This is a genomic window from Devosia sp. Leaf64 (genome assembly GCF_001421945.1).
Classification (GTDB): Bacteria; Pseudomonadota; Alphaproteobacteria; order Rhizobiales; family Devosiaceae; genus Devosia.
Map to the genome: position 1 here is coordinate 349,382 of NZ_LMLO01000018.1, position 22,682 is coordinate 372,063.

A 22,682-nucleotide genomic window follows, 5' to 3' on the forward strand; every position below is an offset into this window, starting at 1 on the left:
GGGCATCGCCCAGGCGCAGGACATCTCCATCGGCTTCGGCGACGACACCGCGATCGCCGAGCGCGCCATCCAGTTCATCGGCCTTCTGACCATCCTGTCGCTCGCGCCATCCATCCTCGTGATGGTGACGAGTTTTACCCGTATCGTCGTCGTGCTGTCCCTGCTCCGCACCGCCATCGGTCTCCAGACGGCGCCGCCGAACTCGGTGATGATCTCGCTCGCGCTGTTCCTGACCTTCTTCATCATGCAGCCGACGCTGCAGCAGAGCTATGACAATGGCATCGCGCCGCTCCTGGCGGGGCAGATCGAGATCACCGAAGCCTTCGAGCCGACCGTAGCGCCGCTCCACGCCTTCATGCGCGCGAACGTTCGCGATCAGGACCTGTCGCTGTTCTACGACCTGACCGATGCAGAAATCCCCGATGAAGCGGAAGCCATTCCGCTGCAATTGCTGATCCCGGCTTTCCTGATTTCAGAACTGCGGCGCGCCTTCGAAATCGGCTTCCTGCTGTTCCTGCCCTTCGTCATCATCGACATGGTCGTCGCGTCGGTGCTGATGAGCATGGGTATGATGATGCTGCCGCCCGTCGTGATCTCCCTGCCCTTCAAGCTGATCTTCTTCGTGCTCGTGGACGGCTGGTATCTGGTCGTCGGATCGCTGGTGCGAAGTTTTGTGAGTTAGGTGGCGTTGGGCTAAACGGCAGATAAGGGATGGGACGAAGGTTGGCGGCTTTAAACTCACATTCATCATAAGCCAACATTGGTGCGGGAAGATATTTGGCACGCTTCATGGTCGCCAACCGCATCCCAACATTGCTTGAAATTTCCGACACAGGTCGCTAGACCTTCCTCGGGTGCCCTCATGGGGCAGGATTGCGCTGGTCGGGCCGCCAGCGGAACAGAATCTCGAAAGAGACCGATGGCCCACTTGTGCTTGGCTGAACAAAGCCACTCCATCTTCATTGCATTTCTGGTTTGCCCAGCGGCGGCTCTTGAGCTGCCACGCGCTTTGTCGCGTCCGGCCTAAACCACTTTTCCGAACATCCGTGTCTTAAGGAGCTGGCGACAATGTCTGCTGCGCCCACGCGTCCCGTTTCTCTTCTTCGCGCCTTTCTCGACAATGCATCATCTGGCGGTATCATTCTCATGGTTGCCGCGGCGCTCGCCATTCTGGTCGCCAATTCGCCGCTTGCCGCCGCTTACTTTGATGGGCTTCATGCCTATATCGGCGGCCTCTCGGTGCATCATTGGATCAATGACGGCTTGATGGCGCTGTTCTTTTTGTTGGTCGGTCTCGAGATCAAGCGGGAGGTCATTGATGGGCAGCTTTCGACATGGCCGAGGCGCGTTCTGCCCGGCTCTGCTGCCATAGGCGGTATGGTCGGGCCGGCGCTGATTTATCTGGCGTTCAATATGGGACCAACAGGTCACCCCAACGGCTGGGCCATCCCGGCCGCGACGGACATTGCCTTTGCGCTTGGCGTACTATCGCTTTTGGGATCGCGCGTGCCCACGACGCTAAAAGTGTTCCTGACCGCTCTCGCCATCATCGATGACCTTGGCGCTGTCATCATCATTGCGCTCTTCTATACGACCTCAATTGATATGATGAACCTTGGCCTCGCTGCTGGTCTCATCGTTGCGCTCGTTGCCATGAACCGGACTGGGGTGCGTGTGCTGTGGCCCTATTTGCTGCTCGGCGCGGTGCTCTGGTTCTTCGTCCTGCAATCAGGCATCCACGCTACGCTTGCTGGCGTCGTTCTCGCGCTGACGATCCCGCTACGCCCGAGCCCTACGCGTCCTGACGACATGAATTCCCCGCTGCATAAGCTTGAGCACGGCCTGCAACCCTGGGTGACCTTCCTGATCCTGCCGATCTTCGGTTTTGCCAATGCCGGCGTGTCTTTCGCGGGTATGTCGATCGGCCAACTTGCCGATCCAGTGCCGCTGGGTGTCGCAGCTGGTCTCGTCATCGGCAAGCAGGTCGGGGTCTTTGCGGCGGCCGCACTCGTCATTCGTGCCGGCTGGGCCGAATTGCCGATGCATGCAACATGGCGGCAGGTCTATGGGGTGTCCCTTCTTTGCGGCATTGGCTTCACCATGAGCCTCTTTATTGGCTTGCTTGCCTTCCCTGACTCAACGCTGCTGCAGGACGAGGTCAAACTCGGCGTTCTCTTGGGATCTCTAATCTCAGCCTTGCTCGGCGCACTAGTGCTCGGCACGTCGCAAGCGCGCGCGCCCGAGCAGAAGGCAAAACCAGTCTGATGAGGGTGGAAAAGAAGCTCTACGGCGTGCAGCGTGTGCTGCCTGGCCGTAGAGAGCCGGTCCCGGAGAGTGTGCTAATCGAGGCATCCTCTCCGGTAGCGGCGGGCGAGCGTGTAGTCGGATGCCAGCTTATACCAGTTGGCTCACCGGCCAATCTTCGGGCGCTCGTTTGGCACATGCAGCCGGACTTCACTCCGGTTTGCACAAGCCTTTACGAGCCCGAAAATCTCGACCGTGGCCTCCGTGCGCACCGGCTGAAGGTTCTGGCCCGATCTGGATCAGCGCAGGAGCGTAGGGTGCATATCCATATCTTGATCATGGCGATTGTCGTTGCTGTGGCGATAGCTATATTGATCCTGCAGTTCTGAGCGATGGATCGACTTTTTCCTAACGGCCTGAGGCGGGTGTATCCGCTTTCAGGAGCTAATCCATTTCTTGAACGGGGTCGAAAACGGCCTCTATGAATAGCTACCCGTCACTCACGTGACTTTTGGCGACATCTTTATCTCGCCAACAATTTCCAGCGATGGCCTCTCCTACTTCAGCGTCGCTACCGCACCATCCGGCTGCGCCGCCGACTCCGGAGTCAGCGCGCCTTCGCTGCCGTAGACTTCGCGATAGGCCGAGAGGAAGGTTTCGAGCCCGTTGACCGAGGCGATTTCGGTGGCGACTTGGCGGAACTGGTTGCTGGTGGCTTCGATTGGGCCGGTGACATAGTCGAACATCGGCCATTCGGGCGAGCTGACCATGGCGTCGGAATATTTCGACCTGAGGCGGGCAATGCCGCTCGAATCATTGCTCATGACGTAGCCGACTGCGGCCTGTAGAACGGCCATGCGGGCGGACTTGCTGAGGGGTACGCCCGGCGTTGCCGGATAGAGGCCTTCGATGAGTTGGCCGGCCTGACCATAACGCTTGGCCTTCCAATGCGCGTCGATGCGCATGAGGTCGACATCCTTGCCGGTCAATTCGCGGATCATGTCGAGCGCGAGTTGATCGCGGCCGCCATCGAGGAGCGCGCGGGCTTCGAGAATGCGGCGCTGACGACCGAGCCCGTCTGGCAGATCGGGCAGCCGCGTGTCGTTGAGGACACGCATCGCCTCGGCAGGCTTCTGATCGGCGAGATAAATGACCGCCAGATCGGAAGCGACCTGCGTGCGGGCCACGCCGCGCAGACGATTGTCGAGCTGATACTTAAGCAGCTCTGCCGCCTGCGGCAGCAGATCGACGCGGACGAGGCGACGGGCAAGATTGCGGATCATCTCATCGCCGCGCGTGCCCGGCGGGGTCAACTGGCGGAAGTCATAGTAGATGCTGAGCGCTTCGACCGGCCCGATGGAATCGGCGAGGCCATTGAGGAACAGCTCGTTAAAGGTCTTTTGCGCATTGTCGCTGAGCGCCTGCACGTCACGGCTATCGGGATCGCTCGCCACAGCAGCCATCACCGATTCAAAGCCTTGGCGATACTCGCCGGAGCGGAAATAGAGATCGGCCAGCATGCCCTGCATCGAGGCTTCGAGCGCGTCGCCGCGCCAGAGCAGCGCTTCGGCCGAGAGCGTCTGGGCGCCCTTGACGATATCGAGGCGCTTCTGCTGGTCGAGGATCTTGAGGGTGCGATAGACGGCCTCGGCGCGCGGCTCGCGCACTTCCATGGCTATGACCTGGCCGTAGATATCGATGGCGTTGTTGAGTTCGCCACGCTCTTCGGCGATGCGGCCGGTGAGGAGGTTGAAATCGGCCACCTGGTCATTGCCGAGATCGGAGAAGCGAACGTCGCCGATCATCTGCTGGGCCTGATCGGCATAATGCTCTTCGATCGCCGCGCGGGTGGCGGCGAGAAGGAAGGTCTCGCGCGCCCAGCCGGGATAGGAATCGATGATGGAATAGGCCTGGGTCGCATCCGCGCGCGCGCCGGCATAGTCGCCGGCATGCGAGCGGGCGATGGCGCGCCAGAACATGCCATCGATGTCCTGATCATAGTCGGGCGTGTTGAGCTGCGTCAGCGCGTCTTGCGGCCGGCCAGCCATGATATTGGCAGCGGCCATGCTCATCTTCAGCTTGGCGAGCAATTCATCATTGCGCAGATTGCCTTCGGTGACGCGAAGGACACCAAGGGCCTCCATGGCAAAGCCATTGGCGACATAGAACTCGGCGAGATCGACACGGGCGGCGTCGCGTGCGCGGCCATCGCTGGCGGCCGCCGCGGCTTCCAGCTCGTCGCGCTGCTTGCCGAAGACGGCCGCGTCGGATTGCACGAGCGGCTCGTAATCGACATAGCCTGGGCGGTCGGTTGGCACGGTAGCGGCGACGCCGTGACGGAGGCTGTCGGTCGAGGAAACTTCGAGCCCTTCATTGGTGCCGATGACGGCAAGAGCATTTTCGAGCGAAATCGAGAGATCGTCGGCCTTGGGGCGAATGACGAGGCCGTGGACACTCGTCATGGCGGTGAAGTCGACATAATCGAGCGAGCGCGTGATGCCGCGCGCCGGTGGATAGATGGTGACCACGTCGAGCGTGTCGCCAACGAGCGGATCCTGAAACTGGTGGACACGGCCTGGGCGAACGAGATTAGCGGTCATCTCGAAATCGCCGCGCATGTCGCGGCGACGGGTCAATTCCATCGGTTCGGTCGGCGCCATCATGACATCGCCCAGCGAGAGCACCCAGGACTGACCCTCGGACCCCATGGTCGCGAGCCGATCCTTGGACAGGTCGAGACGAACGATCTGGGCATTGTCCGCCATCGAGACGACGAACTCGTCGGAAATGTCGGAGAGCTCTTCGAGATCGCTGGGGATCTGGATGGCGCTGCTCGTATCGAACATCAGCCAGACAGAATCGCCGCGCCGGAAAATGGCAGCGGGCGTTTCCTGCGTGAACGGAAAGACGACGCGGACGGTGCTGCCGATATTGGTGACGAAGGGCGTAATTTCGCTGGGCGGCACAACGGTGAGGTCTTGCCCAGTGGAGGCGCCCTGCCCGGCCTCGGCGCCAGCATCAGCGGTATCATGTGGCACTTCGGCGGCAAGCGCCTCGGCCGAAAATTCCGGCAGGCCCTGACCCTCAACGTCGATATCGAGGACATATTGGTTGGGCCCGGTCGAATAGAATCGCGGCGTGATGCCTTTGGCAAAGCGGAGGTTGACCCCGCTGCCATCGAGATCGACGGTGTTCTTGGCGGTGACGATTTCGGGCGGCAGATCGGACAGCAGATCGCGCAGATCGACCTCGACCGGCCATTCGAATTCAAGATTGCCGACCTCGCCTTCCTGCTCGAACTTGGCCTGGGTCGGAATGGTCCAATCGAACTGCAGGCGCATGAAGGTCGGATTGCGGCCGATTCGCAGCGTGCCCTTGGGGTTCTGCTCGGCAACGACATTGGCCTTGCGCTGCTGGTCGGCGCGGAGCGCCAGGCGCTCGGCGCGCTGGGTCATCTCGGCGATGACGTCATCGGGGAGCGGTGGCGGCGAGCCCTGCCAGTTGGAGGGCAGCAGATCGATGAAAAGTTTGGTGCCCGCTTCGGTGCGGTTGAAATTGAGCGTCGTGCGGAGGCCAATGCGTAGCCCTTTGCCCGAGGGATCGAGGCGCGCAACCGAGAGATAATCGGGGAGAATCGAGGCGACGTCGGGCAGAGAGACGTTGATGGGCTCGCTGAACTCGAGCGCGAGAACACCATTGGTCATGCGCATCGAATAGGCCGGCATGGTGTCGCGATCGGGAAAGCTGATTACGAGCCGGCCGTAACCTTCTTCCTGCGTCGCAAAGAATTGGGCCTGATCCTGCCCCATGGCAACGGAAACCGTGAGGAGGCTGACCGACAGATATGCCGCTGCCAGAAGATGACGCGGCCTCAGCCAACCCGAATTGATGGTCTTATTCACGACTTCCACCTGCCCCGACGCAGAGCTGAACACCCCTGGAAACCCAGAACATGCCAACAACCAAGCACTGGCCGCAGACTAAGCAAGCATGCTTAACACCCGATTACGCGCGGCGCTTAAGTCTTGGGTCGGAGAGGGAAATGCAGCCGGAAGACAGCAAAAAGCCCGCAGCGTAAACACCGCGGGCTCCTTGAGAAGTTTACTGCCCGACGATCTGGGGCAAGGCGGCGAGGTCGGCAGCGCCCATCTGCTCGGGATTTTCCGAGGTTTGCGAGGCGAGTGCGACGGTTAGGGCCTCGGCCTTGGTTCGGTCCATCGCCGCCAGAATCGGAGCCATGTTGCGAGGCGGCATCATTTTGGCAACGCGCAGCAGCACATCCATTTCGAGCGCATTGAAGATGCCGGCAGCATCTTTGGGCTTCATGGTCTTGTACATCGACACGATCGAAGCGAACTGATCTTCCTCGAGCTTCTTGCGCTCTTCGACCAGACCCGAGATCTGCGATTCGAGGGCCTGGAGCGTGGCGGTGCGTTCGTTGACGCGCTTTTCGGCGGCATCGATGAGCGAAGCGCGCAGAGCCAGTTCCTGCTCATAGCTGTCGAGTTCGGTGCGGCGGGCCGAGAGCCGGTCGAGCAGCACCTGTTCGGTCAGCGTCGGGTCCGAAGCGCCGAGATCGACATTGCCACTGGGCGTCGAAAGCTGCGGCGTGGCGTCTTTGATTGGCGGACAATCGGCACCGACGGCGGTCAATTGGCCATCGGGCGTTTCCTCGCCCACCGGACGCGGCGCGCAGGCATTGAATTCTGCAACGCTATTGGAGCCTTCGGGGGCGCCATGTCCACCATCGGCCGCGCCTTCGATATTGGCTTCGGCGACCTGGGTCGCCTCACCGCCATGGCCGGCTTCCGGCGCTGGCGTTGCGCCATGATCATTGGCGGGCGCGGGTGCGCCGTGACCGCCCGCAGCGACGGGAGGTTGTTCACCCGCCGTTGGCGCGGTGTCGGCAATTGTGGGCGACGTATCGGCCACTGTCGGCTGAGACAGGGTCGAGGTCGCTGCAGGCTCGGAAGAACCGCCGTGGCCACCACCGCCACCACCTGCCGCGAGGGCAACGTTGACGCCGGTCAGCGCATAGCTGCCCTGGGTCACGAGACCCACGGTCTTGAGAACGAGGAGCGCCCCGATCATCAAGATAACGACAGGAAGGAGGCGGATCCGGTTCACGCGGCCACTCCACGGTTCCGCACGCGGGTCGAGAGCTGCTCGAGGGCCGCACGCACCTTATTGTTTTCCTTGCCGGTGCCGATCGATTCATTGGCTGCAGGGGCCGGCATCATCACCGGGCTCTGACGCACGGCATTGGTGACGCGAACGATCTTCTGCATCAGCGCGGTGCCTGAATTGACGTGATTGGCCAATTCGATGCCGAAGCGCTCGGCTTCTTCAAGCCGCGAGCTGAGGACCATATCGGCCTCGACAGCGGTGGCCTTGAGTTCCTTGATCGCCTGATTGGCAAGATTGGTGGCTGCGATCAGATCGCTGACCATCAATTTGAGCGCATCCCGATCGGCGTGAAGCCGGGCGAGCTTACGGTTGAGTACAACGCAATACCCCAGGGTAAGCGCCATGAGCACCGACACAGCGGCCTCAATGAACAATCCCATCGACAACCCCAACATCAGCGACCTTCCATAGATTCATCAATTGCCTCAAATGCCGCCATGGTGACCTTGGGCGGATTGAGGGGGCGCGTGACGCGCACTGAAACGTGGTTTCCGATATGGCCCATAATGGCCTCGGTAAGCTCGACATCGCCGCAGCGAAGCAGAATGGGATCATTCGGCGAGCGCTCGAACATCACGGTGTCGCCGGGCTTGAGCGCGAGAAGGCGCGAGAGCGGCAGTTCCTGCTCATGCAGCACGGCATCGATCTCGACATCGGCCTGATAGATCTCGGTGGCGAGGTGCCCTTCCCAGATCGGATCGCGGCCGAACTTTTCACCCATGAACATCTGCAGGAGCTGTTCACGGATGGGTTCGATCGTGGCGTAGGGCAAGAGGATTTCGATCTTGCCGCCGCGCTCGTCCATTTCGATCCGCAACTCGATCAGGATCGCGGCATTGTTGGGCCGCGAAATCGCTGCGAAGCGTGGATTGGTTTCCATGCGTTCGAGCTTGAAATTGACCGTCGTCACCGGCTCGAAGGCGCGCTTGGTGTCCTCGAGAATGACTTCGATCAGCCGCTGAGCCAGGGCCTGCTCGATGGTGGTATAGGGACGACCTTCGATGCGCATGGCGACGCCCGTACGGCGGCCGCCGAGCAACACGTCGATCATCGAATAGATCAGGCTCGAGTCTACAGTCAGAAGACCGTAATTCTCCCATTCTTCCGCCTTGATGACCGAAAGAATGGCCGGCAGCGGGATCGAATTGAGATAATCGCCGAAACGCACCGATGAGATGGAGTCGAGCGAGACTTCGACGTTATCTGACGTGAAGTTACGCAGCGACGTCGTCGCGAGACGCACGAGGCGGTCGAAGACGATTTCGAGCATCGGCAGACGCTCGTAACTGACGAGCGCGTTATTGATCAGCGCCTGGACGCCGGTCAGCTCTACATTGCTCGCCGTAGCCGCATCGAAACCGAAAAGATTGTCGATCTCGTCCTGGTTGAGAACGCGCTCGACACCGTCGGCCGCGCCTTCCTGGCTGGCCTTGAGCATGGCCGCCCAGTCTTCTTCGCCATCTTCACCCTCGCCGGGAATGTTGAAGCTTGGCGTGGGGCTATCGAGGTCGTCGAGACCCCAGTTTTCCGAAAGCTTGTCTTGATCTGAAGGGCCAGCCATCACTGCACCAGCATTTCCTTGAAGAGAATGCTTTCGATCCGAGCGGGATAGACCGCAAGGTTCACGCGACGCAGCAACTCTTCCTTGAGACGATAGACGCCAGCCGAACCTTCGAGATCGGACTTGCGCAGCTCGCGCATATAGACCTGGAACGCATCGATCACCTTGGCAAGGCGTGGCTGGATTTCGGTCATCATATGCTCGTCGGCCACTTCGAGGGCGACGGTGAGCTTCATGTAATTCTGGGCGCCATCAGCGCTCTGCAGGTTCACCATCATCGGTTCGAGATTGAAGATGAAGGTATCGGCAGCAGCAGTTGCGCCGTGCTCGCCCGCTGGGGCGCCATGTTCACCGGCTGCAGCTTCGTGGCCTTCCGCCGCAGCTTCGGCAGGTGCGCTGCCCTTGGACATGAAGAAGAACAGGCCGGCACCTGCGATGAGGACTATGATGGCCGCAGCACCAATAATAATGAAGAGCTTGTTGATGCCCTTCTTGGCTGGCACTTCCTCGCCAACTTCCGCTTCCGTCGCCATGCAAACCCCGCCAGATGCAACCATGCCGGACGATTCCGGCGATGAGTCCACCTAATGCCATCTTGGTTAACGCTTGGTTACTTTTGGCCCCTAGTCGGCAATATCTGCCGGGCATTACTTGCCGCGAAGTAAAACGAGCACCCGGCAAAGTTAACCGGTCCATTTCAATAACCCATTGAAAACGCAGAAGAACCCAATCTGGCATGGTTTCTGCATTTTGAGATGCGAGGCGGCAGACTTGGGGAAGTCAGCCACCTCGGGGATACGAACCGGGGATCGAAATGATCGAGAACGCACAACTCATCGGCCTGTCGCGCCAAATGGCTCTGCAGCGCCAGATGGACATGGTGGCCAACAATATCGCCAACGTTAACACAGGTGGTTTTAAGGCCGAACAGCTCTTGTACGAAGAGTATAAGATGCCGGTCGCCCGCCATGGCGACTTCTCGGGTCAGGATCGCACTCTGTCCTATGTTCAGGACTGGGCAACGGTGCAGGACTTTTCTGCCGGTGCGATGGTCCAGACCGATGCGCCCCTCGACGTTGCGATTTCGGGTGACGGCTTTTTCACCGTGCAGACTGCTGCCGGTGAACGCTACACCCGCTCCGGCGCCTTCCAGCTGAACAATGCTGGCACGCTCGTCGATCTCGCCGGCAACCCCGTCATGGGCACCGGTGGCCAGATCCAGTTCGGACCCGAAGAAACCGATATAAAGATTGCAGCCGATGGGTCGATCTCGTCGAGCGAAGGCGCCAAGGGCCAGCTTCGCGTCGTCGAATTCGCCGACCCGCAGGCATTGACCCGCCAGGGCAACAACCTGCTCGCCGGCGGCACGCCGGTGCCGGCGACCAATTCGCGGGTGCTGCAGGGCTTTACCGAGAAGTCGAACGTTTCGAGCGTTTCCGAGATGGCCGAAATGATCCGCGTGACGCGCGCCTACGAATCCATCGCCTCGCTGGGCCAGAAGCAGGACGACATGCGTCGCGATGCGATCAAGCGCCTCGGCTCCATGAACGCGTGACATTGAGGAACTGCCATGAAAGCTCTCTACATCGCATCGACCGGCATGAGCGCGCAGGAACGCAATGTCGAAGTCATCTCCAACAACATCGCCAACATGCGCACGCCCGGCTTCAAGCGTCAGCGCGCCGAGTTCGAGGATCTGCTCTACCAGCAGATCTCGCGCGCCGGCTCGCAGACCTCGGACCAAGGCACGCTTGTGCCGGCCGGCCTTGAAATCGGTTCGGGTGTTCGCACCGTCGCCACGCCTCGCGTGATGAGCCAGGGCAGCGTCAACCCGACCGAACGCGAACTCGACGTCGCTGTCCGCGGCGAAGGTTTCTTCATGGTCGACCTGCCCGATGGTCGAACTGCCTATACCCGTGACGGTTCGTTCGAACGCAACGAAGACGGCACGCTGGTCAATTCGAGCGGCTTTGCCCTTTCTGGTGGCATCACCATTCCCGGCAATGCCACCGGCGTGAACATCTCTCCCGATGGTACGGTCGAAGCCTTTATTGGCACCGGCGGCCCGGCAACGCAGCTCGGCCAGCTTCAGTTGGCGCGCTTCGTCAACAAGTCCGGTCTCGAATCGATGGGCGACAACCTCTTCCTTGAGACCGCAGCCAGCGGCGCGCCGCAGATCGGCGTCGCTAATGCCGACGGCAATGGCAGCATGCTGCAGTCGTACCTCGAAATGGCCAACGTCAACTCGGTGACTGAAATCGCCGACCTGATCGCTGCCCAGCGCGCCTATGAAATGAATGCCCGCGTCATCTCTGGTGCAGACCAGATGATGCAGGCCACCAGCCAGCTGCGCTGATAGGGGGACATGGTGACCTTCCTCTCTCGCCTTGCTCTCGTCAGCGCCCTGTCGCTTACGGTCGCCACCGCCGAAGCAGCGCCTGCGCTGCGGGGCAATGTGACCGTGACCAACAAGGTCGTGACCGTTGCCGACATGTTCGACGACGCTGGCGCGCTGGCCGAAACTGCGATCTTCAGCGCTCCTGCCCCCGGCACCACCGGCCAGGTCGATATCGCTACCATTCGCGCTGCCGCTGCCCGCGTCGGCATCGTCGACTTTGAAGCCAACGGCATCAATGCCGTGACCGTCACTCGCGCAGGCATGACGGTGGATGAAGCAACACTTGAAAACCTGGTGATGACGGAATTGTCGACCCGCGGCCTCATCGGCCCCGGGGTCAACAGCACCATCCAGTTCTCGCGCTTCATCGATCCGATCCAGGTCTCGACCAATGGCGTTGCCGTGCGGCTCGATAGCCTGCGCTACACCAAGGGCGGCCGCGACTTCTCGGTCCGGTTCATGCTCGCTGACGGCACGCAGACGCTCGATGTCAGCGGCACGATCGACATGACGATCGACATGCCGCACCTCGCCGCCAACTTGCCGGCCGGAACGATCCTCCGCCCCGAGAACGTCGTGATGAAATCGGTGCCGGTCGGTCAGGCAGATGCCTATGGCTATGTGCCGATCGAACAGCTCGTGGGCATGGCGCTCAACCGCCAGAGCCGCGAAGGCATGCTGCTCCGCGCGAGCGATGTCAGCGCGCCGCTGACGGTCGCCAAGAACGACGTCGTCACCATCATCTATCGCCGCGGCCCCATGACTCTAACCGTCAAGGGCCAGGCGATTACCAGCGCGAGCCGCGGCACCAGCCTGCAAGTGCTCAATCTCATGTCCAATCGCGTGATCACCGCGACCGCCGTATCGCCGGGCACCGTCGAAGTCGATGGTGCTGCCGTGTCGATGGCTGGCCTCTAATCAGGACCGAATGAAAATGAAGACTCTTAAGATCGCCACCATCCTCACCCTGACGGCAGCCCTCGGCGCCTGCAACACCATGGATCGCCTCGCCAGCGTCGGCAATGCACCACCGTTGACCCAGATCCAGGACCCGACGACGCTCGCCGGGTACCAGCCCGTGCGCATGCCGATGCCAGAGCCGATCGCCGATACCTATCAGTCGAACTCGCTCTATCGGACTTCGGCCAAGGGCTTCTTCAAGGATGAACGCGCCCACCGCGTCGGCGATATCCTCACCGTCATGGTGACCGTCGACGATAGCGCCAAGATCAGCAATACGAGCAATCGTAATCGCTCTTCGAGCAACAATGCCGGTATGGGCGGCATCTTCGGCGCCGCGGTCGAAAACGTGACGGCTGGTGCGATCGATCCGGCCAAGGCCATCGACTTCACCTCGGGCATCAACGATGCCGGCGCCGGCTCGGTGAACCGTTCGGAAGCGCTCCAGACCTCGATCGCTGCGGTCATCACCCAGGTTCTGCCCAACGGCAATCTCGTGATCGAAGGGCGCCAGGAAGTGCGCGTCAATTTCGAAGTCCGCGACCTCATCGTCTCCGGCATCGTGCGCCCGTCCGACATCCAGGCCAATAACACGATCCCATCGACCAAGATCGCCGAGGCCCGCATCTCCTATGGTGGCCGCGGCCAGATCACCGACGTGCAGCAGCCGCGTTACGGCCAGCAGGTTCTCGACGCCATCCTGCCATTCTGATTTCGGCAGCGCCCGGCCAACGGGCGCGCCACCTTCTTCCGGCGGCATGTTGTCCCCATTGCGTGCCGCCGTTCCCCCGGGCAGATCCAGAAGGATCGCCCAGGCCAAAGCAGAAGCCAACGGCCTTCCCCACGAGGCGCAGCTCCCCGGCTGCGCCTCTGTTGTTTTTTAAGGACGGCGCGAGGAACTTGATCCTGCCCCATCCCTATGAAAAACATCGCGGCACCTCGTTTCGGAGACCTGCCGCATGTCCTTCCAAAAACTCGATGCCCTTGGCCGCAAGCTTGAAGCGCTGGAGCACGCGCTTTCCATTCTTGGCGCCGACGAAGCGACGCATATGGCGGTAGGTGGCGGCGAGAAGCGGGCTGAGGCAATGTCGAACCTTGCCGGCATGTACCATGCCCAGGCGACAGCGCCGGAAATCGCCGATTGGATCGACGCGGCCAAGAACGAGGATCTCGACACCGACCAGAAACTGGCGGTCGCCGAGTTCGAGCGCAGTTATGTCAACGCGACGTGCCTTCCGACCGAATTCGTCGAGCGCCGGACGGCAGCGACCATGCGATCGGAACAGCTCTGGCGCGAATTGCGGGCCAAGGGCGATTGGGATTCGTTCCTGCCGGCGCTGGAAGGCGTGGTCGCACTCGTGCGCGAAGAGGCAGGGCTGCGCTCGGCCGCCACGGGGCTTGGTGCCTACGATGCCCTGATGGATCAATATGATCCGGGCAATCGCACTGCCGGCATCGATCCGATCTTTGCCGACCTCAAGAGTTTTCTGAAGGATTTCGTGCCCGAGGCACTGGCGGTGCAGGAGGAGCGTCTCGCCAAGCGTCCGCGGAAAAGCCTCAACGGCCCCTACCCGATCGAAAAGCAGCGTGAGCTTGGGCTCGCGGCCATGCGCGCGGTTGGCTTCGATTTCACCCATGGTTCGCTTGCGGTATCGCATCATCCGTTCTGCGGTGGCGTACCGACCGACGTGCGGATGACGACGCGCTATCGGACCGATGAATTTCTGTCCTCGCTTATGGGCGTGCTGCACGAGACCGGCCACGCGCTTTATGAGCAGGGCCTTCCCAAGGACTGGTCGCACTGGCCGCTGGGCAAGGCGCGTGGCATGGGCATGCATGAAAGCCAGAGTCTTTTTGTCGAAATGCAGCTCTCGCGCAGCCCCGAATTCTGGGAATTCATGCTGCCGCTGGTGCGCCAGCATCTCGGCGATGATGCTATACCCGGCTGGGACATCGCCGATATTCTCAACGAGGTGAACCATGTCGAGCGCGGCTACATCCGCGTCGATGCCGACGAGGTCACCTACCCGCTTCACGTTATCCTCCGCTACGAACTTGAGCAGGAGCTGATTGCGGGCAAGCTCGAAGCGAGCCAGATCCCCGAGGCCTGGGATGCCAAGATGACGGAATATCTCGGGATCTCGACCATCAACGACCCCAAGGACGGGCCGATGCAGGACGTCCATTGGCCGGGCGGCGCACTTGGCTATTTCCCGAGCTATACGCTGGGCGCCATGATCGCGGCACAGCAATGGGCAGCGATGGAAAAAGCCGTGCCGGACGCGAAGAGCCAGATGAGCCGCGGCGAGTTCGAGGCGATCAACCAATGGCGGGCGGAGAATGTGTGGTCTGAGGCCTCGCGCTATTCGACGCCGGAGTTGATTACGCGGGCGACGGGAGAACCGCTGAATGCCGAGTTCTTCAAGAGCCATTTGAAGCGGCGGTATGGGCGGGTTTGAAGGTGAGGTTGGTGATTGCCGATCACCCCCTCCCTTCCTCCCCCATCTAGGGGGAGGTGTCTGGCCGGTGGCTTTGGCTGGATCTAGTCCCAAACTCAATCGGCACCTCCCCCTTGATGGGGGAGGCCGGGAGGGGGTGACGGCAGCCACGGTTTTCAAACTACCGCTTCACCTGAACGAATTCTGAATTCTCGCTTCAGGCCCGGTTGCGGATCAGGCGCCTAAAACGGTTTCCATCAGCGCGGTCGGAGGGACCGCCCCACCTGGAGACGAAAAAATGATCCGCAAGCTCTTCATCGCCGCTCTTGCCACCACCGTCATCGCTTCTGCCGCTGCGCCTGCCATGGCCGCCGGCATTCATATCGACCAGTACGGCTGGGGCAATCAGGTGGGCGGCAGCCAGTCGGGCTGGAACCAGACTTTTTCGACCAAGCAGACCGGCTGGTGGAACAAGGCAACGAGCCAGCAGAAGGGCGGCAACAACGTCTCCGCAATCGGCCAGCAGGGCAATTGGAACAAGGGCGACGTCTACCAGAACGGCTGGAACAACCAGGCTGGTGTCGGCCAGTTCGGCAACAACCACACCTCGGTCATCACCCAAGACGGCAATGGCAACATCACGGCCGGCGTGCAGGTGGGCAATAATTGCAATGCCAACGTCGTGCAGCAGGGTTCGGGCAATGTGACTGCCTTCGTGCAGGCCTGCAACTGAAGTCAAAGGCCAGGGGCTGGTTCGCCAGCCCCGCCCTTCCCCGCGTATCAGGAGGACGACATGATTACCCCACTGACCCAAGGCCTTATCGCCGGTGTCGTAGCGCTCGCTGGAATTGGCGCGGTCGCGACGGCCAATGCCGATGGCGGCAACTTCACCTGCGGCGTTGAAACGACGACCCAGTCGGGCATGACCACATATCAAGGCCGGTTGATGAGCCCGACCGTGCTGACCGGCGACTACACCTTCTCGCTGCGCTCTTCGGGCGGCGGCGGATCGAGCAATATCAACCAGGGCGGCCCCTTTGCGGCCATGGCCAATACCGAAGTCTCGATCGGCCAGGTGATGATCAATTCAAGCGCCAATGCCAAGGTCAACTTCACGGTCACGATCGGCGGCAAGAGCTATGACTGCTCGCAGAGCACCGGCCGCATCTAACCGCATCTGCCCCACTGATCCGACATAGCCCCGGTCCGCCGGGGCTTTCTTTTTTGGCGACAGGGAATCGCTGAACGCATTCTGAACGCCCTGCTCCGGATGGGTTCAGCCCAAGGGCTCTAAGGTCTTTTCATGCGCTGGGAAACACCAGCACCGGGAACGCAGAACTGCTTGGAGAACCAAATGACCGCCACCTTCACTAAGACCGCCGCAGGCGCCATCACCGCTCTCGTCATCGGCATTTCGCCTGCCATGGCCGGCCAGATCTCGTTCGGCTTTGCGCCGAGAGATCCTGATCAGGCGCAGGCCCTTGGCCTTGGCCTGCGGGTCTATTCCCTTGTGAAGGGTTTTTCTGACAATGGTGGCAATGTCGCACAGAACGGCAATTGGAACGCCGCCGGGTTCGATCAGAGCGGCAGCAACAATTCCGGCCTCATCGTCCAGGACGGTAATGGCCACCATGGTACCATCAGCCAGCACGGCAACAACAATACCTGCGGCCTCTTTCAGTTCGGCAATGCCAGCGATGCGCAATGCATGCAGAACGGCGACGGCCAGAGCGGCATCACCACCGTCTTCGGCTTCTAAATTTCTCTCAAAGCGTCACCAGTCAGACGGGGCCCACTCGGCCCCGTTGTCTTTTTCGAAAAATGACGTCGCAAAAATGTCGAAGGGCTTCGCTTGAATTCGTCGCCAGGGTGAGAGGCAATTTCTGCCGCACTGAAGGAGACGAGAAATGCGCGTTGTCGTTTTTGTAAAAGCCACCCAGGACAGTGAAGACGGCCGCATGCCGCCCACCGAAATGCTTGAAGCCATGGGCAAATATAACGAGCAACTAATCAGCGCCGGCATCATGCTCGGCGGCGATGGGCTGAAGCCGACCAAGCAGGCCAAGCGCGTGCATTTCAATGGCACAGACCGCACGGTGATGGATGGCCCCTTCACCGAGACCAAGGAAATCGTCGCCGGCTACTGGATCTGGGAAGTGCGCGATATGGACGAGGCCGTCGAATGGGTGAAGCGCTGCCCCAATCCGATGTTCGAAGAAAGCGATATCGACATTCGCCCGATCTATGAATTGAGCGATTTTGCCGAGCAACTGACGCCAGACGTTCAGGCGATCCACGATCGCAACCGCGAACGGACCGGTGAAGTCTGAACCATCACGCCAAACAAAAAGCCCGCCTTGCGGCGGGCTTTGATTTATTCGTCGCGATAGACCTTTTCGCGCCGCTCGTGCAGTTCCTGAGCTTCAAGGCTCAGCGTCGCAGTTGGGCGGGCATCGAGACGGGCGACGCCGATCGGGTCGCCGGTTTCTTCGCAATAGCCATAAGTGCCATCGTCGATCCGCTTCATGGCGGAGTCGATCTTGCCGATCAGCTTGCGCTGACGGTCACGCGTCCGCAATTCCAGCGCCCGATCGCTTTCCGAGCTGGCCCGATCGGCCATATCCGGATGGTTCTGGCTTTCTTCTTGCAGGTTTTCGAGCGTGCCGCGGCTTTCGCGCAGGATCTCGTCTTTCCAGGCAAGCAGTTTATTCCGGAAGTATTCCCGCATACGCGGGTTCATGAACGGCTCGTCTTCACTCGGCCGGTATTCGATAACTTCAACCGAAGACATTAGCTGACTCAACTCCAATGCACCCCTCGGCGGCCTATATAGGCCGGACGTCAACCCCGAGCAAGCGAAGTTCTTAAAGTGCCTTAACTAAGAAAAGGCCCTTCGCATCAGCCACATAGCCCGTAATAGGCAACATTTTTATGAAGCTGACTGAACTGTGACTTATCCTTTGGCTCAGAAAGGCGGGAAGAGGCCCTGCTTGGCGAGCTCGACGCGGACGCGCAGTTCGATATCGTCCAACAGGTCATCAAGCCCCGGTTCGGTCCGGTCGCGATAGGTGCTGAGTTCCTTGACCAGCGCATCGAGCCGATCGGGCGTGATATCGCCAACGAGCAGATCGGCCTTGATGCCTTCGAGGAGGTCGAGCAGGTTGCTGCCGCGCTTGACCGCCTTGCGCTTGCCGCCCATGGCATCGCCAACCGACTGGATAGCAAGGATCGCGTCGAGCGGGGTCAAAGCCACGACCGGCGCTGTGCGGGCCACCCGTGCGGGGCCCGAAACATCCGACATCGTAAAAGACTGGCCGGCAGCATATTTCCCCACGGCGGCACGTGAAGACACACTGCTCATGCGATTGGCGGTTTCGATACGCACGGGACTCAGTCACTCCCAAATTCCTGTCACAGGCAAAATCTGCCCGACATGGTTAAGGACCACTTAATGTTCCCGGCAAGAATTGCACACCGGCACATTTAGGGCGGGCAACCGAGCACTGCATTCGACAGTAAACTTAATCATTACAATGACTTATGCAGAAAATTCGAGTTTGGCACGCTTCTGGCATTGAGTGTTGCGAACTGCAGCGCCATGGGGATGGTGCCGCGCACTCTCGGGGAAACAGATGCCAAAGAGCTTCTTCCGTATTGGCCTTCTTATAGCGGTCGGCGCCGCGCTGGCACTGGGCCCTGTCGCCCAGGCAGCCGCAGCGCCCGCCCGTATCAAGGACATCGTCGACGTCGAAGGCATCCGCGAGAATCAGCTTGTCGGCTATGGCCTCGTCGTTGGCCTCAATGGCACAGGCGACAGCCTCAACAATTCGCCATTCACCAAGCAGTCGCTGCAATCGATGCTCGAACGGCTTGGCGTCAATACCGCTGGCGAGAACGTCCGAACGGCAAATGTTGCCGCCGTGATGGTCACTGCCAGCCTGCCACCTTTCGCCACCCAGGGGCAGCGCATCGACATTTCGGTTGCTTCGCTCGGCAATGCCAAGAGCCTCCAGGGCGGTACTTTGCTGGTAACCCCCCTCCTCGGCGCCGACGGCGAAGTTTTTGCCATCGCGCAGGGCCCGGTCACCATCAACGGTTTTAGCGCCGAAGGCGACGCGGCCAGCATCGTTTCGGGCGTGCCAACCACCGGCCGCATTTCTTCGGGCGCCTTGGTGGAACGCGAAATCGGGTTCGAACTCGGCGCCCAGCATTCGCTGCGCCTTGCACTGCGCAACCCGGACCTTACCACCTCGCGCCGCATCGCCATGGCGATCAACGATTTCATTGGTGCAGCGACAGCCGTGCCGGAAGATCCGTCCACCGTCCGCCTCACCCTGCCCGTGAATTTTAACGGCAATATCGTCGACCTGCTGACGGACGTTGAGCAGCTCATCATCCAGACCGACCAGTCGGCCAAGATCGTCATCGACGAAAACAGCGGCATCATCGTCATGGGCAAGGATGTCCGCGTGTCGAGCGTCGCCGTGGCCCAATCGAACCTGACTGTCTCGATCGCCGAAAACCCGACCGTCGTGCAGCCGGCACCCTTTAGCCAGGGCCAGACCGCCGTGCAGCCCAGCACCGACCTCAGTGTCAGCCAGACCGATACGGCGCTGCAGGTCATCAACGAATCCGTAACCTTGCAGGAACTGGTCGACGGGCTCAACGCGCTCGGCATTTCGCCCCGCGATCTGATCGCCATCCTCCAGGCCATCAAGGCGACTGGCGCTCTTCAAGCTGAAATCGAGGTGCTCTGATGGAAACCACTATCGTCAACGGCATCAAGACCAGCCTCAACAGCCACCAGATCGACAAGATCCGTAAGCAGGCCGAGGATTTCGAAGGCGTCTTCCTCAACCTTCTCACCAAGGAAATGTTCGCGACGGCCAAGTCCGACAACGGCTTCGGCGGTGGCTTCGGCGAAGAAACCTGGCGCTCGATCCAGTCCGAACAACTTGCCAATTCCATGGCTCAAAATGGCGGCCTCGGCATTGCCGACCAATTGATGGGCGACATGATCGCCCTGCAGGAAGCCAGCCAACAAACTAATCCGCGTGTAACAGGAGTGTACCGTTAATGTCCGCAGCAGCAGATCGTATTGCGTCCCTCGACAGCCTGCCAGCCGAGGAGCTCTGCACCCAGGCCGAGACCGCGCTCCAGGCGCTGGTCAACGTGATGAACGAAGAAACCACCCTGCTCCGCGCCGGCCGTTTTCGCGATGCCGCAGGCCTCACCGCCGAAAAGACCCAGCTTGCACAGGATTACGTGGTTTACGCCCGTTCGGTGCAACGCCAGACGACGCGTCTTTCGGCCGAAGCGCCCGTGTCGCTCGACCGCCTGCACAGCAATCACGACAGCCTTGCAACGCAGATGGCGGAAAACCTGCGCGTTATCGCCACGGCCAAGACCATTGCCGAGGATATTCTGGAAGATGTCGCCGAAACCGTCGGCCAGAAAGACCGCACCCGCACCTATGATCGCAGCGGCGAAGTGAGAATGCCGCGCGCTGCGGCGGCCAAGGGCATCGCCATCAACCGCGCGCTCTAAGGAATCGCCGGCGCGCGCGTCTTAAAGACCAGTGCTCCAGAAGGAGCGCTTGCTGTATCACCGGCCAAAGGGCTTTCGCAGGAGCGAGGGCCCTTTTTCTTTGCCCGCTATCATGGTGAACCAAATCTTCCGGAGTGATGACCACTTTCTTAAAATCCGACGATTGCTCCGAACGGATTACAGAGAGGCCGACTCGTAGCCTGCCAGTGGCCAATTGTGGCTCCAGGATAGGAATATGAGCGCCAGAATAGCGCCGAAAACCGATACGATCGGTATCGCCTTTTCGCCGCATCTTCCCCGGTTTACGCGGCCAAATGGCCGAAAAAACCAGGACGATCCCAAGAAAGACCGTCCACCCGAAGACGATCCCGAAAACGCAAATGGCGGTTCGGCGGTCACGCAACACGATGAGAGCCTCCCCGCAGAGACGATTTTCGAAGCGGGGCTGCTGGGTAATGAACAGGCCTTGGCGCCGCCAACGGCTTACGAATATATCCAGCGCCTCAAGCGGGAGTGGTCGTCGCCCCTCTCAACCTTGCCGGTAACCGACAAGATCATCTGACGACCAAACATGAAAAACCCGGGCTGAGTTTCAGCCCGGGTTTTCTCTTGCGCGCGATTACGGCGCTCAAACGAAAAAGGCCCGCCAAGATGGCGGGCCAAGTTTTCAGTGAAGTATCGTGAGCGATTACGAGATGAGGCGGAGAGCCGTGGTCTCGGAAGACTGCATGATCGAGAGGGCCGTGGTGGCCATCTGCTGGCGGGTCTGGAGAGCGACGAGGTTCGCAGCTTCCTGATCCATATCGGCGGCAGTCAGCGAATTGGCGCTGGACTTGAGGATATCCGAGAGCGAGGCGTTGAAATCCTTGCGGGCATTGATGATCGACTGGGTCGAGCTGAACGATGCGGCAGTGGCTTCCAGCGTATCGGCAGCAGCGATCAGATCATCGAGAGAGTCGGTGATGTTCTTATCCGACTGCCAGGTCCCGGCTGCACCGGCAACACCGAGGCTTGCAGCATTGACCACCGTGCCATCGATCGAGGTCGAGGACGAACCATCTTCGTTGAGCGCCAGCTTGATCTTGTCACCATTGAGCAGGTTGGTGCCGTTGATGCCTGCGTCCTTGGCAATCCGATCGATTTCGGTCTTGAGGGCATCGAACTGCTTGGCAAGCGCTTCGCGGGTCGCATTCTTCGGAGCAGCAGTGGTCGCAGCGGTGAAGCCCGGAGCGGTCAGGCCGGTGCCGGTGCCGGCGATCGTGATGGATTCGTTGTTCGAACCGGAGAGGGTCAGCTTGCCGTCGACGATCGCAGCCTTCACACCGACGTCTGCGTCAGCATTGATGCCGTCGATGAGGCCCTGGATGGTGCCACCACCACCCGGTGCAGTGTAGGTGTAGGTGCCGCTCGTGGTCGTCAGAACCAGCGTATCTGCGGCGGTGATCGCCGTGGTGCCGGTCACGGTTGCAGTGCCGGTGACCTTCGCATTGGTTGCCGAGGAGGTCAGTGCCTGGCTGGTGAGACCGCGGGCTTCCTTGATGAGGCCCTGGATACCCTTGATGCCTTCCGAAGCGGCCTTCATGGAGGACTGAGCAGCGTTGATATTGTCCATCAGCGAGTCGATCGAAGCAGCGCGGGTGTCCATCGAAGAGGCAGTGAAGAACTTCGAGACGTTATCCAGCGGGCTATTGACGGCCTTGCCAGTTACCAGGCGGCTCTGCGTGGTGGCCATCTGCTCAGAAACGTTGCGCAGAACTGTGAGACCGGTACGGGCGTTGGACGAAAGATTGATGCTCATGTTTGGACTTCCTGCTCCAGAGATTTTTTTCTTCCGGCGTTTCTTGCCGGCGAAATCAGGTTTAAGGTCCAAAAGCTGCGCGCCCCTCTCGGCAAACATCGCAATTTATTTCAAATTTTATCTAATTCCTCCGAGCCCTGATTTTGCCCCGGCTGATAGGTCGAATCGCGCGCGTACACGTGAGGGCGAGTTAGGCCCTGGGCTGATAGAGCTAGGGCGAGTCGTGTGATCTTACCGGCGTGGTGTGAGCGTAATCCGGGAAACCGCCGCCCGCAAAGATCATCCGGCGCAAAATATTTGGTACCCCAGGACCTCACCAACCAACATGGAAATCGCCGGAAATCTGCGGAAAACCGTGGTGAATGAAGGGCTTACCGACAGCGTAAAGATTGAACGAATTTAAGAAGTTTTTAGCAAGTCGAGCCCATGCTGCAGACGTCTCAAGAATTGAGGCGAAGCACCACACGTCCAGAAGGAAAACCTAGTATGGGTTCCGATGTTTCTCTCTCGAAGGCCGTTCGCGCGAACCTTCTGAGCCTCCAGAATACC

The 22,682-nt window shown here is 60.4% G+C and carries 23 protein-coding genes; 15 read left to right on the plus strand and 8 right to left on the minus strand.

Translation table 11 applies throughout. From position 1 onward, the window contains the following. The first annotated feature begins 4 nt into the window (after positions 1 to 4). On the plus strand, positions 5 to 682 hold the full coding sequence (fliP, locus tag ASE94_RS10920) for a flagellar type III secretion system pore protein FliP (protein WP_244484025.1): 678 nt from the start codon (positions 5 to 7) through the stop codon (positions 680 to 682). A 386-nt stretch (positions 683 to 1,068) separates the two neighbouring features. After that, entirely contained in the window at positions 1,069 to 2,265 is a 1,197-nt protein-coding gene (gene nhaA, locus ASE94_RS10925; RefSeq protein ID WP_062630414.1) for a Na+/H+ antiporter NhaA, read from the plus strand. A 536-nt stretch (positions 2,266 to 2,801) separates the two neighbouring features. Here the strand turns inward: nhaA and ASE94_RS10935 are convergent. The 5 genes from ASE94_RS10935 to ASE94_RS10955 all read right to left on the minus strand — a co-directional run bounded on the left by ASE94_RS10935 (position 2,802) and on the right by ASE94_RS10955 (position 9,525). Next, the gene (locus ASE94_RS10935) at positions 2,802 to 6,146 is read right to left on the minus strand and encodes a hypothetical protein (protein ID WP_156352105.1); all 3,345 of its coding nucleotides are present in this window, start codon (positions 6,144 to 6,146) and stop codon (positions 2,802 to 2,804) included. A 199-nt stretch (positions 6,147 to 6,345) separates the two neighbouring features. Beyond that, complete coding sequence (locus ASE94_RS10940; RefSeq protein ID WP_061911211.1) at positions 6,346 to 7,371, minus strand: hypothetical protein; 1,026 nt, start codon at positions 7,369 to 7,371, stop codon at positions 6,346 to 6,348. After that, positions 7,368 to 7,811: a DUF6468 domain-containing protein gene (locus tag ASE94_RS10945; RefSeq protein WP_156352106.1), complete on the minus strand. Its 444-nt coding sequence runs from the start codon at positions 7,809 to 7,811 to the stop codon at positions 7,368 to 7,370. The genes ASE94_RS10940 and ASE94_RS10945 overlap by 4 nt, the downstream gene beginning before the upstream one ends. Before the next feature lie 14 nt (positions 7,812 to 7,825). Then, the gene (gene fliM / locus ASE94_RS10950; RefSeq protein WP_062630419.1) at positions 7,826 to 8,992 is read right to left on the minus strand and encodes a flagellar motor switch protein FliM; all 1,167 of its coding nucleotides are present in this window, start codon (positions 8,990 to 8,992) and stop codon (positions 7,826 to 7,828) included. Then, the gene (locus ASE94_RS10955; protein WP_062630420.1) at positions 8,992 to 9,525 is read right to left on the minus strand and encodes a flagellar basal body-associated FliL family protein; all 534 of its coding nucleotides are present in this window, start codon (positions 9,523 to 9,525) and stop codon (positions 8,992 to 8,994) included. Before ASE94_RS10955 ends, fliM begins: the two co-directional genes overlap by 1 nt. A 284-nt stretch (positions 9,526 to 9,809) precedes the next feature. Here ASE94_RS10955 and flgF point away from each other — a divergent pair, with 284 nt between their 5' ends. The 9 genes from flgF to ASE94_RS11000 all read left to right on the plus strand — a co-directional run bounded on the left by flgF (position 9,810) and on the right by ASE94_RS11000 (position 17,118). Next, positions 9,810 to 10,547 (plus strand): flagellar basal-body rod protein FlgF, encoded by a 738-nt coding sequence (gene flgF, locus ASE94_RS10960; RefSeq protein WP_061911609.1) that lies wholly within the window; start codon positions 9,810 to 9,812, stop codon positions 10,545 to 10,547. 15 nt (positions 10,548 to 10,562) lie between these two features. Further along, the gene (flgG, locus tag ASE94_RS10965; protein WP_061911204.1) at positions 10,563 to 11,348 is read left to right on the plus strand and encodes a flagellar basal-body rod protein FlgG; all 786 of its coding nucleotides are present in this window, start codon (positions 10,563 to 10,565) and stop codon (positions 11,346 to 11,348) included. 9 nt (positions 11,349 to 11,357) lie between these two features. After that, complete coding sequence (flgA, locus tag ASE94_RS10970) at positions 11,358 to 12,308, plus strand: flagellar basal body P-ring formation chaperone FlgA (RefSeq protein ID WP_062630421.1); 951 nt, start codon at positions 11,358 to 11,360, stop codon at positions 12,306 to 12,308. 10 nt (positions 12,309 to 12,318) lie between these two features. Further along, positions 12,319 to 13,062, plus strand: a complete 744-nt coding sequence (gene flgH, locus ASE94_RS10975; RefSeq protein WP_061911200.1) for a flagellar basal body L-ring protein FlgH — start codon at positions 12,319 to 12,321, stop codon at positions 13,060 to 13,062. Between the two features lie 247 nt (positions 13,063 to 13,309). Then, a complete protein-coding gene (locus ASE94_RS10980) occupies positions 13,310 to 14,809 on the plus strand; it encodes a carboxypeptidase M32 (RefSeq protein WP_062630422.1) in 1,500 nt (499 codons plus the stop codon). 277 nt (positions 14,810 to 15,086) lie between these two features. Next, positions 15,087 to 15,521, plus strand: a complete 435-nt coding sequence (locus tag ASE94_RS10985; protein WP_061911196.1) for a curlin — start codon at positions 15,087 to 15,089, stop codon at positions 15,519 to 15,521. 60 nt (positions 15,522 to 15,581) lie between these two features. After that, the gene (csgH, locus tag ASE94_RS10990) at positions 15,582 to 15,959 is read left to right on the plus strand and encodes a curli-like amyloid fiber formation chaperone CsgH (RefSeq protein ID WP_062630423.1); all 378 of its coding nucleotides are present in this window, start codon (positions 15,582 to 15,584) and stop codon (positions 15,957 to 15,959) included. Between the two features lie 183 nt (positions 15,960 to 16,142). Further along, a complete protein-coding gene (locus ASE94_RS10995; protein WP_062630424.1) occupies positions 16,143 to 16,547 on the plus strand; it encodes a hypothetical protein in 405 nt (134 codons plus the stop codon). Between the two features lie 148 nt (positions 16,548 to 16,695). After that, entirely contained in the window at positions 16,696 to 17,118 is a 423-nt protein-coding gene (locus tag ASE94_RS11000; protein ID WP_061911190.1) for a YciI family protein, read from the plus strand. Between the two features lie 44 nt (positions 17,119 to 17,162). Here the strand turns inward: ASE94_RS11000 and dksA are convergent, their stop codons facing one another. After that, positions 17,163 to 17,579: an RNA polymerase-binding protein DksA gene (gene dksA, locus ASE94_RS11005; protein WP_061911188.1), complete on the minus strand. Its 417-nt coding sequence runs from the start codon at positions 17,577 to 17,579 to the stop codon at positions 17,163 to 17,165. A 174-nt stretch (positions 17,580 to 17,753) separates the two neighbouring features. Continuing rightward, positions 17,754 to 18,173, minus strand: a complete 420-nt coding sequence (locus ASE94_RS11010; protein ID WP_062630425.1) for a flagellar assembly protein FliX — start codon at positions 18,171 to 18,173, stop codon at positions 17,754 to 17,756. A gap of 247 nt (positions 18,174 to 18,420) precedes the next feature. Between ASE94_RS11010 and ASE94_RS11015 the strand changes: the two genes are divergently transcribed. From ASE94_RS11015 to ASE94_RS11030, 4 genes are all read left to right on the plus strand, one after another. Then, positions 18,421 to 19,545, plus strand: coding sequence for a flagellar basal body P-ring protein FlgI (locus ASE94_RS11015; RefSeq protein WP_062630426.1), 1,125 nt, complete (start codon positions 18,421 to 18,423; stop codon positions 19,543 to 19,545). Continuing rightward, entirely contained in the window at positions 19,545 to 19,865 is a 321-nt protein-coding gene (locus tag ASE94_RS11020; RefSeq protein ID WP_061911182.1) for a rod-binding protein, read from the plus strand. The genes ASE94_RS11015 and ASE94_RS11020 overlap by 1 nt, the downstream gene beginning before the upstream one ends. Further along, on the plus strand, positions 19,865 to 20,335 hold the full coding sequence (locus tag ASE94_RS11025; RefSeq protein ID WP_061911180.1) for a hypothetical protein: 471 nt from the start codon (positions 19,865 to 19,867) through the stop codon (positions 20,333 to 20,335). Before ASE94_RS11020 ends, ASE94_RS11025 begins: the two co-directional genes overlap by 1 nt. Positions 20,336 to 20,570: 235 nt before the next feature. Further along, positions 20,571 to 20,897 (plus strand): hypothetical protein, encoded by a 327-nt coding sequence (locus ASE94_RS11030; RefSeq protein WP_062630427.1) that lies wholly within the window; start codon positions 20,571 to 20,573, stop codon positions 20,895 to 20,897. Between the two features lie 126 nt (positions 20,898 to 21,023). Here ASE94_RS11030 and ASE94_RS11035 read toward each other — a convergent pair whose 3' ends face one another. Continuing rightward, positions 21,024 to 22,133 (minus strand): flagellin, encoded by a 1,110-nt coding sequence (locus ASE94_RS11035; protein ID WP_062630428.1) that lies wholly within the window; start codon positions 22,131 to 22,133, stop codon positions 21,024 to 21,026. Positions 22,134 to 22,682: the final 549 nt, after the last annotated feature.

Coding starts and splice junctions, on each gene's coding strand:
- ASE94_RS10995 (WP_062630424.1), top strand. CDS start 16,143: ATGACCGCCACCTTCACTAAGACCGCCGCAGGCGCCATCACCGCTCTC.
- ASE94_RS10945 (WP_156352106.1), bottom strand. CDS start 7,811: ATGGGATTGTTCATTGAGGCCGCTGTGTCGGTGCTCATGGCGCTTACC.
- ASE94_RS11020 (WP_061911182.1), top strand. CDS start 19,545: ATGGAAACCACTATCGTCAACGGCATCAAGACCAGCCTCAACAGCCAC.
- fliM (WP_062630419.1), bottom strand. CDS start 8,992: ATGGCTGGCCCTTCAGATCAAGACAAGCTTTCGGAAAACTGGGGTCTC.
- ASE94_RS11025 (WP_061911180.1), top strand. CDS start 19,865: ATGTCCGCAGCAGCAGATCGTATTGCGTCCCTCGACAGCCTGCCAGCC.
- ASE94_RS11000 (WP_061911190.1), top strand. CDS start 16,696: ATGCGCGTTGTCGTTTTTGTAAAAGCCACCCAGGACAGTGAAGACGGC.
- nhaA (WP_062630414.1), top strand. CDS start 1,069: ATGTCTGCTGCGCCCACGCGTCCCGTTTCTCTTCTTCGCGCCTTTCTC.
- ASE94_RS11030 (WP_062630427.1), top strand. CDS start 20,571: ATGAGCGCCAGAATAGCGCCGAAAACCGATACGATCGGTATCGCCTTT.
- ASE94_RS10985 (WP_061911196.1), top strand. CDS start 15,087: ATGATCCGCAAGCTCTTCATCGCCGCTCTTGCCACCACCGTCATCGCT.
- ASE94_RS10980 (WP_062630422.1), top strand. CDS start 13,310: ATGTCCTTCCAAAAACTCGATGCCCTTGGCCGCAAGCTTGAAGCGCTG.
- csgH (WP_062630423.1), top strand. CDS start 15,582: ATGATTACCCCACTGACCCAAGGCCTTATCGCCGGTGTCGTAGCGCTC.
- flgG (WP_061911204.1), top strand. CDS start 10,563: ATGAAAGCTCTCTACATCGCATCGACCGGCATGAGCGCGCAGGAACGC.
- flgH (WP_061911200.1), top strand. CDS start 12,319: ATGAAAATGAAGACTCTTAAGATCGCCACCATCCTCACCCTGACGGCA.
- flgA (WP_062630421.1), top strand. CDS start 11,358: ATGGTGACCTTCCTCTCTCGCCTTGCTCTCGTCAGCGCCCTGTCGCTT.
- dksA (WP_061911188.1), bottom strand. CDS start 17,579: ATGTCTTCGGTTGAAGTTATCGAATACCGGCCGAGTGAAGACGAGCCG.
- ASE94_RS11035 (WP_062630428.1), bottom strand. CDS start 22,133: ATGAGCATCAATCTTTCGTCCAACGCCCGTACCGGTCTCACAGTTCTG.
- ASE94_RS10955 (WP_062630420.1), bottom strand. CDS start 9,525: ATGGCGACGGAAGCGGAAGTTGGCGAGGAAGTGCCAGCCAAGAAGGGC.
- ASE94_RS11015 (WP_062630426.1), top strand. CDS start 18,421: ATGCCAAAGAGCTTCTTCCGTATTGGCCTTCTTATAGCGGTCGGCGCC.